This window comes from Brevibacillus sp. SIMBA_040, assembly GCF_046535075.1.
GTDB lineage: Bacteria > Bacillota > Bacilli > Brevibacillales > Brevibacillaceae > Brevibacillus.
In genome coordinates this window covers 145,212-151,239 of the sequence record NZ_JAWRXI010000013.1, presented here as the reverse complement: position 1 = coordinate 151,239, position 6,028 = coordinate 145,212, and the positions used below count along the sequence as shown (strand labels likewise).

Annotated in this window: 7 protein-coding genes; 3 read left to right on the top strand and 4 right to left on the bottom strand. The window is 45.9% G+C overall.

The features are described 5' to 3' along the window. Positions 1-124: 124 nt before the first annotated feature. The gene (locus tag SB752_RS21850; RefSeq protein WP_410717649.1) at positions 125-781 is read right to left on the bottom strand and encodes a glycosyltransferase; all 657 of its coding nucleotides are present in this window, start codon (positions 779-781) and stop codon (positions 125-127) included. 163 nt (positions 782-944) lie between these two features. On the opposite strand from SB752_RS21850, the gene SB752_RS21845 reads away from it, so the two are divergent. After that, positions 945-1,370, top strand: coding sequence for a MarR family winged helix-turn-helix transcriptional regulator (locus SB752_RS21845; protein WP_103104932.1), 426 nt, complete (start codon positions 945-947; stop codon positions 1,368-1,370). 152 nt (positions 1,371-1,522) lie between these two features. Then, on the top strand, positions 1,523-2,917 hold the full coding sequence (locus SB752_RS21840) for an MFS transporter (RefSeq protein WP_410717656.1): 1,395 nt from the start codon (positions 1,523-1,525) through the stop codon (positions 2,915-2,917). A 7-nt stretch (positions 2,918-2,924) separates the two neighbouring features. Here SB752_RS21840 and SB752_RS21835 read toward each other — a convergent pair whose 3' ends face one another. After that, a complete protein-coding gene (locus SB752_RS21835; protein ID WP_410717648.1) occupies positions 2,925-3,287 on the bottom strand; it encodes a helix-turn-helix domain-containing protein in 363 nt (120 codons plus the stop codon). A 57-nt stretch (positions 3,288-3,344) separates the two neighbouring features. Beyond that, the gene (locus SB752_RS21830; RefSeq protein WP_410717647.1) at positions 3,345-3,695 is read right to left on the bottom strand and encodes a winged helix-turn-helix transcriptional regulator; all 351 of its coding nucleotides are present in this window, start codon (positions 3,693-3,695) and stop codon (positions 3,345-3,347) included. Between the two features lie 120 nt (positions 3,696-3,815). On the opposite strand from SB752_RS21830, the gene SB752_RS21825 reads away from it, so the two are divergent. Next, positions 3,816-4,229: a YybH family protein gene (locus SB752_RS21825; RefSeq protein WP_410717646.1), complete on the top strand. Its 414-nt coding sequence runs from the start codon at positions 3,816-3,818 to the stop codon at positions 4,227-4,229. A gap of 35 nt (positions 4,230-4,264) precedes the next feature. On the opposite strand, the gene SB752_RS21820 is transcribed toward SB752_RS21825, so the two are convergent. Next, on the bottom strand, positions 4,265-5,860 hold the full coding sequence (locus SB752_RS21820) for a bifunctional metallophosphatase/5'-nucleotidase (protein ID WP_410717645.1): 1,596 nt from the start codon (positions 5,858-5,860) through the stop codon (positions 4,265-4,267). Between the last annotated feature and the right edge of the window lie 168 nt (positions 5,861-6,028).

Here is a 6,028-nt window from a genome sequence, read left to right as displayed (position 1 = left end):
TGTTTTTCTCAAGTATACAAAAAAGTACCCTATAGGTAGACTTTTTTAACGTGTCTACTCTATAGGGTACATTTTACAGTCTCCATGCCTTTTTCATTTCTGGGCATTCTGCTACAACAAACGATTAAAACTGGTTTGGAAATTGCTTGATAATCCCCTCAGTCAAAGCATCAGCCAACGTGACAATATGGTCCTCCCATCTGTCAAAAGCCGAGATATCCGCATCCCAATCCTTTTTCGCCCGCGCTTGAATCATTTCTGTAAGCAATTCGAGATCCTTGTACAGCAGGTCTTTCAGTTCCTGTTCAGTCCAATTCGGGTTTGCACTGCTCAAAAATTTGGCAATCTCATCAGCATTTTTGTACCACTCGGCATTGTATTTTTTGAGATCCGCCTGCTTGTTCTTTTTCGTAGCATCTACAATTTTGCCTGCGATGCGAATATGTTCTTTTAATAGCGCCGTCAGCTTATTACCTGCTTCTTCGCCATAATACGGCTTGATTACATTGCCAATATCCTCTTGGTTTTTCATTAACCTAGCGAGCACCTTGTCTTGATCTTTGAGCCCTGCCAAGGCACTTACGACATAAGCTCTTGTCCAAATCACATGATCGATCCATGCCCTTCGCATATCACCCTGAAGCTTAACTTCTTTTGGCTTTATACCTTGTTGCTGCGGCGGCGGATCTCCGCTACCTTCTTTCGCTTGCACAGCAAGTGGTGAACCCAGCAATGCCAAACACATTACGATCAAAACGGCCTTCATAAACTTTCCTTTCATCGTATCCGTCTCCTTTTTTATACTTTGCAGGTCGTTGTTATTTTGGGCAAATTTGCTGCTTTCATTCTTCGTCGCCTTCCTCTCAAATTGACACGTCTGATCAGCATCCGTATAGTTGTCTTATCAACAGTTGCTCTGCAAACGTAAAAAAGGAGGACTATCGTTGAAAATACATGAGTACATTGGTGTTATCGTTAAACGAACGGATTTAAAGCTGAACAGCTACTATCAAAAAGTAGTGAATCCCTTCAACATCACCATTGATCAGTGGATGATTCTCGTCGTCCTGTGGGATGAAGAAGGATTGACTCAAAACGAGCTGGCTGAGCGCACTTTTAAAGATAAAACAAACATTGCTCGAATGCTTTTTACTATGGAAGAACGAGGGTTTATTCATCGGGTGACAGACAAAAAGGATCGGCGCTCACTGCATGTCTACCTGACAGAAAAAGGACGGCAATTAAAAGATGAGGTTCTCCCCCCTTCCATTGAAGCCTATGAGAAAACAATCGCAGGCTTGACTGAAGAAGAGGTCAAGCAGTTTCGAAAAACACTCAATATCATTTATGAGAACGTGAAAAATTTATAAATCCAAAGTATTGTACAGGAACATTTTTTCTGTATAATTAGTTGTTGTAGCAACAGTAATAACAGCAACTAAATATCAAATTTTCTTTTTGCTAATTTAGTTGCTGCAACAACTGTACAAACAACAACCTTTTTTGAAAGGAGCGTCGTATGATGAACAAGGAAAGTATTTGGAGTACTCATTACCGTGCTTTGACGATTGGTATTATTCTTGTCGTCACTTGTACGGCTTTCGAAGGTTTGGCTGTCACAACCATTGCACCTGGCCTCTCTAGAGAATTTCAGGGGGAAAACCTTTACGGCTGGATATTTAGCGTTTATTTGTTAGCCCAGCTTATTGGAACAGTCATTACAGGGCAACTGGTCGATAAAAAAGGGCCAGCTCAGCCTTTTATCACGATGATTATGCTTTTTGCCTTGGGGATTGTGGTTGCCGCTATCGCACCAAACATGTCGATATTATTGCTTGGTCGTATGATGCAAGGATTCGGAGCAGGAGCTTTGGTCAACTGCGTGTATACGATGATTACCCTACGTTACCCTGACTCGCTTCGCACTCAAATTCTTGCCGTCTTTTCCAGTGCGTACATTCTTCCGGGACTATTTGGACCCTATATTGCTGGAGTCATCTCTGAACAATTGTCGTGGAGATATGTTTTCTGGTTGATCCTCCCTTTCATCGTCCTTTCTGCAATCTTAACTACCCCTGCTTTTCGCGGCTTGAAACCAAATGCACATGCAGGAAACAACAACAACCGACTGCTCCTCCCCTTCTTCTTGGCTTTGGGAACGGGTGTCCTCCTGTTTGGACTCGGCAAAATGCCTACCGCCTATGGCATCGTCCTGTCTGTCGCTGGCCTAGTTACCCTGATCATCCCGTTGTATAAGCTGATGCCCAAGGGAACACTCGTCGCTCGTGTGGGCCTGCCAGCCATCATTGCTTCGCGCGGTTTGTTTGTATCTGCTTATTACGGCACGCAAACGTATTTGGTTCTTGGACTGACAACTGTTTTAGGAATGTCAGCCGACAAAGCTGGCTTGGCCGTTGCCTCTGCCGCGATCAGTTGGTCACTTGCAGCCAACGTCCAGGCAAAATGGGACGCAGCGGACCTCGGGGTAGGGCGAAAAAAACGAGTAGTCATCGGTCTTTTCATCATGCTTGTGGGCGTCGCCTTCTCTGTACCTCTGGCATTAATCCCAAATGATCTTGTCGTCGTCACACTCGCTATTTTCAGCCAGATTATTATGGGCTTTGGGATCGGTTTGGCTCACCCGACTAGCGGTGCCATCGCATTTTCTCTGGCAAAGCCGGGCGAGGAGGGCAAGGTTTCTGCAGAAATTTCTGTGGCCGATACCTTCACTCCGGCGATTGGCATTGGACTTGGAGGGGCAATCATCACTGTCATGACAACATTTGGCTTTTCTTTTTCCCTGGGTATTACGGTTTCTTTACTTCTTCAAGTTTTGACCGTCATGATCAGCCTGGCTGCTGCTACTAGGCTGGCTGCACAACCAAAACAACAATCAGCAGAAAGGACACCTTCATAGGTGTCCTTTACCTGCTTTTGACGCGATACTGCTCGGGCGTCGCACCGACCTGCTTAGCGAATATTCGAAAAAATTGACTCGGACTGGAAAACCCCAATGTGAAGCTGATATCCGTTACCGTTGTAGCAGAGCGCAGCAAGAGCTCCTTTGCTTTCCCGATCCGCAAAAGCAGCACGTGCATGCACTGATCCTTCACCCGGATGATAATCACACTGGCATCATGCCCTATATGAAAGGAATGCCTGTCTCGGAGATGCAAAATCAATCCCTCGCCTGCAGGCAGCTTCACCGCTTTGTTTTCATGGGTAAAAAAACAAGTCCCTTGCACAGGAATAGTCACCTGGTATTGCTCATCATGTTCATGGGGCACCCCTAAAAGAAAGCTCGGTGTGGAAGCAAAAGCGTAGAGGATACGCTCGCCTTTTGCTTATTTACAATCGCTTTCTTTCCTGCTATTTTGTTTCGAGATGTAATGCTCACCCACCTTGATCATTTGCTCTAAAATAGGTGCAAGGCTTTTGCCAAATTCGGTTAGGGCATATTCCACTTTTGGGGGAACGGAAGGATAAACTGTGCGCGAGACGATCTCGCTCTTCTCCAGTTCCCTCAATTGCATGGTGAGAACCTGTCTGGATACCTCTGGAATCAACCGATGCAGTTCTCCGAAACGTCTGGTTTGTTGGAGCAATTCATAAAAAATCCGAGGCTTCCATTTGCCGCTGATTATCGAAAGGCCAACCTCAACAGGGCAACCGAATTTCCCATCCTGATACGGCATTTCTACCTCCATCATGGTAAGTTTTTTATGACTATGTCATCTAATTGTGCGTACTTCCTACTATACACGCCCTCCAAGTATGCTGGTACTACCATCAACATACAAAAAGGGGGCTTTCCCATGCTACAATCCAATCAAGGTAATACCGTTCTGAATCCCCAAGACATGAACGCAGCTTTTGCCGCTGCATTCAATTCCGGTCAAATAGAAAATCTTCTTGCTCTTTATGAGCCTGATGCAGTTCTCATCGATCATAATAGCAATGAAATGCGCGGAACGGAAGCGATTCGACAAGCACTCGAACAGCTGCTGCAAATAAAAGGCACCATGATTTCTACCAATATTTATTGCATTTTATATGGAGATCTCGCCCTGTTGCGTGCTCACTTTGTTATTCATGGAACCGGTCCGGACGGCAGGTCCTCGCAATTCGACGGACATACATCCGAGATCGTACGGAAACAGCCGAATGGAGGCTGGCTATATATCGTTGACCATCCCTTTGGTGCTGACCCTCTAAAAAATGATCAATGAAAAATGAAGGACACCCTCAGCAGGTGTCCTTTCTCTCACTTATCCTCTTGTCCCTTTACTACCTCCCAATTTCCGTTCACCGTAGCCTCGACGACCTTTTTCTCCAAAATATAGGTGGCAAGCAGCTCCGATACATCAGTCGCAATTTCCTTGACGACGGGCTTCTTTTGAAACATAGTGTAATTGCCGCCCCCGCCCGCACGGTAATTATTCATGACCACATCATAGTTGGCTTCCATATCCAAAGGCGCTCCATTTCGCGTCAAGCTAACCACGCGCTGTCCGATCGGATTAGCTACATCGATTCGGTACTCGATTCCTTCCCACATATCATAATTATAGTGCTGCGGCTTTGGCAGTAAAAAGGCAGGACTGACGACGATCTCACCCGTATCGTCCACTTCAAAATACTCAGCCCCCTGCTCCAGTGCTGCCCGTATGTCTTTTCCTTTTATCAGCAGTACCACAAGTGTGTTTGGATAAATGTAGTTGCTCACAATATCACGCATCGTCACATTCTCAGGAAAACCGGCAGACGTATTGTCAAACAGCGCTGTGCTCGATATCGATGCTCCGGAAATCTCCATTTGCACATGATTGATGAATTCCACAAATGCATGATCTTTTAAGCGTACGGCCATCGGGTCTGTGATTCGCATATCTCCTGTAAATCTCCCGATCGGCTGATCCAGCCATCGCTGCGTTCGCTCTTCGTATGGTGCCGCCATCTCCAGAATTGACGTATCTGCCTCTACCCCCTCTACCGACAACAAATGCGCATCACACCCCATGACTTTCCATTCTTCGTTCTCCTGCTGAAGCGAGAGCTGTACTTTTCCAAGCACTCTGCCCTCATTACCTGGCTGCACCACACATACCCCGTTCACCGTCGATACAATCGTCCGATGCTGATGACCAGTTAATAGCACATCGATGCCCGGTACTTCTGTACATAGCTCATACCCCTGATTCTCTTTCGTCAATGCTTCCGTCGGCTCTCCTGTTTCCGGGTCTCTTTCCAACCCGCCATGGTAAGCGACGATCACGACGTCTGCCTTCTCCTCTTCTCGCATCACACGAACCCATTTGCGCGCTATCTCCACTGGATCGTGAAAATGAATACCCGTGATATTTTCTGGCTGCTCCCAGTTCGGTATGTAAGGCGTGGTCAAGCCAAAGACCCCTACAACAAGTCCGCTCTCAAACGTTTTGATCATGTATGGTTTTCCGAAAAACGCATCCCCTGCCTCATTGGTCAGATTGGCGCTTAACCAGGGAAAACGACTTTCTCCGATCGCTTTATGTAAAAAAGGCAAGCCGTAATTAAACTCGTGATTGCCGATGATCGCTGCATCGTAGGAGAGCTCATTTAAGCATAGGACCATGGGATTGGGAGCCATATGATGCAGGCGGGCATGATGATAAGCCAGTGGCGTTCCCTGGATCAAGTCGCCGTTATCTATAACCAGCAGGTGCTCCGCTTGCTCTCGCTGCGCTTTGATCAACGTAGCGATTTTGGCAAACCCCACATCCCTCGGTTCATTTGCAGCATATGAAAGAGGATATATGCTTCCATGCAGGTCACTTGTCTGCAAAATCGTTAACATACACTTGCTTGAAGCTGTTTGCATACGATTCACTCCTACCTCATCGGATTGTTTCAAAGATTCATTTCTATCATAGCGAATTCATACTTAGAGAGAACAATATTCACATGATATTAACAGTAGCTTGACAATGATTTGTTATATTTTTACATGATTCATCTATTTCAAACGAATCATCTTCGGAGGGAAGAA